Source organism: Poseidonocella sp. HB161398 (assembly GCF_005870025.1).
Taxonomy (GTDB): domain Bacteria; phylum Pseudomonadota; class Alphaproteobacteria; order Rhodobacterales; family Rhodobacteraceae; genus Mangrovicoccus.
The window spans coordinates 1-2,558 of the sequence record NZ_VATA01000181.1 but is presented as its reverse complement, the minus strand read 5'-3'; the positions used below and the strand labels follow the sequence as shown (position 1 = coordinate 2,558).

The window sequence follows — 2,558 nt, the reverse complement described above, 5'->3', positions numbered from 1 at the left end:
ACCGCGCTCGGCATACCCGTCACTGTGGCCGTAGGATAAGTCCGTCCGGGGAAAGGGGAACCGCGCTCAGCCCCCGATTTGTGCAACAAGGCCGTGTGAGATTAGCGTCGTGCATGTCATGCCGGACGAGCATGGTGGGTTGAGACGAGGACCCCACTACTACCGCAGCACCAACCGAAAACCTTACGCGAGACGATGAAGCGGTGTTTGTAGCTTTTGATCAAGGTTCTTGGAGTGGCGTGGAATTCGGCCATGGCGATTGTTTCGACTATTGCCCATTTCGACTGGCGGGCGCCGATGACGAAATGCAGATGGTTTTGGTTTGTTCTCCGAGGTGGCCGTCCAATTCTTCTTAAAATGAAGGTGCTCTTTTATCTGCCGTCCCGGTGAACAACCGGAATGGTACAAATATGTGTCCGCCTGCCAAGGCTGGACTGCCCGGTTTTAGCTTGCCCACACTGATCTGCGGTTCAATCAAATATTCTTGGTTTTTGATGTCAAGCGCGAACGTAAGGTTCATTCGGCGCTGTGCTCGCCGACTGGCGATATTCGGGCTCAGCCGCTAAGCAATTAGCCTACTCTAACGGCGCCTTCGATATCTGCATGTTCCATTCGGCGATCCAAGTATGGCGGCAAAAACGTCTCTCCCATTCGCAAATATGGTTTCCTCTGAAACGGGGATTGTTTCGCGACTCTAGTCCGAAGCCACGCTTTACCACCAGTCCAGCACCTCGTTCGGAAAAGCTGAAACTATGAGCCGTCTATCGTGCCTGCAGCCGCCAATCCTTCAGCGCACGGAATGTATCAAAGATCCCTGATCGCCTGAACACCGAGGGACAAATATACGTCGTTCATATTAATCACTGCGCCCCTTTCGGCGCCGCGTAGATCGGACGTGTTGTCCGGCCCTGCACTGGGAAATGGACATCGGGTCTTGCTTCCAACTTTTGGAACAATGGCCATCCGCGGTATTCTCAGTCATCTTCCCGCAGTGCTTGAAGCTCACTTTCCAAGTTGAGCACTTGGCGCTGGAGCGAAAAAATCATCCTGAGCATCATTTGATCCATATCCCAATTTGATATCGACTTGCTCTTAACTTTCGGAGGTCCAAATTCAAGTGGCGGCTGACCCTGTTTCTCCAAGAGGTCATTAACCTCACTGAAGTCTTCAGAGAATGTTTCTTGAACATTAAGAAGATCCTGTGCGCTGGGTAAAAGCTCACCTATTGGAGGTATTTCGAAGCTCTCGCTGTCCAAGATATCGAGTCGTTTCGCTATTTTCCTAAAGGCTGTTCCTCTAATTCTCCCTGGTGTGCTAGCATTGTGCACTGCCCAAGCTGAGAGCAACGCTAGTCCGGGCTTTTCGTTTGCTCTGATCACATCGATGTTAGATGCCCCAACTCTTGAAATGAAATGAAATGCTCTGCGACGTTATCAATTGAATCGAAATTATATATTTCAAGATTGGAGAATGAATTTAGCCAGATTCTCAAATTTTCGGCGTAGGAAATATCATGTTCTTGTACCCACTGTTCGAAACCGCGAAGCGGGCCATGATATGGTTTTGACTTTATGCCGAATTGTACATATCCGCTCTGCGCCCAACTGTCATGTCTTCGAACATAAGCAATTGGAATAATTTCCACACCCAGCGCCGCCAGATTGCGAAGAATTGGCAAAACACTTCCCGGCCTAGCTAAAAACGCCTCATTGCTCCATACTACCCGCTTTATGCCAATCGCACCAAGTCGTTTTAGTTCTGCAATGAGAACTGTTTCAACTTCTTGATCTGTTCTCGATTGATTGCGCGCTTGTTCCTGGAAAAAAACTGAGGAGAATTGGCAACACGCCACCGATAATTGGTTGCTTCCGGAATATGCTCAAGCGCCAAACCGACGTACGCAAGTTCTGACTCTGCAAGCCGTTCGAGCGCCCTCTTTAGCGTGAATTGGATTGAGGTTGAGCCAGTCTTGCCAGCACCGATGTGCACGATTAGGGTAGGATATGATGCCACAACCATATGTTCGGAAGTTTGCGTGGGGTCATTTCTTTTGACCGCCGATTCGTTGCCATTATTTTATGATCTTAGCTAGTAGTAGATTTCGCAACATCCTTCATAAGCAACTCCTCGCCGCATGAGGTTGCTTTCTTAAGTTTTACAATGTGTATGTCACCTCTCCACAACTCCATGTCAGGTTTATTAAGGTTGTCACCTTATCCCGAGAACGGCAGCTAGAGCGGCGTTTTACAGGGTACTGAAAATAGGCGTACGAGCAACGGTTTCCGCCGTGTTGGACAGGGTGGCGTGATTTTCCGGCCTCTCCTGGCCTCTCGGCGTGGGGCGCGCGCGGCGGTCTTGCTCAGGCCGCCTTGAACCGCGAACCCGTTGGGGTTCTTCTAGATAGCATGTCCTATGAGGCATAGCACGGGCGGTGTCCCCTAGTTCGACAGCTAGACGCGTAAGTAGCTGATATTGTTAAGGCGCAAATGCCGAAAATGTAACTACAGCGGCTTGGTCAGGCGGGTTTTGACAGGTTCAGTGTGTCGAAGAGCTCCAAT

2 protein-coding genes are annotated in these 2,558 nt (G+C 50.0%); both read right to left on the bottom strand.

Translation table 11 applies throughout. The annotated features are described in order from the left end of the window. Positions 1-974: 974 nt before the first annotated feature. Positions 975-1,256, bottom strand: coding sequence for a hypothetical protein (locus tag FGX59_RS36485; RefSeq protein WP_138473432.1), 282 nt, complete (start codon positions 1,254-1,256; stop codon positions 975-977). A gap of 119 nt (positions 1,257-1,375) precedes the next feature. Beyond that, the gene (locus FGX59_RS36480) at positions 1,376-1,852 is read right to left on the bottom strand and encodes a hypothetical protein (RefSeq protein ID WP_138473431.1); all 477 of its coding nucleotides are present in this window, start codon (positions 1,850-1,852) and stop codon (positions 1,376-1,378) included. Between the last annotated feature and the right edge of the window lie 706 nt (positions 1,853-2,558).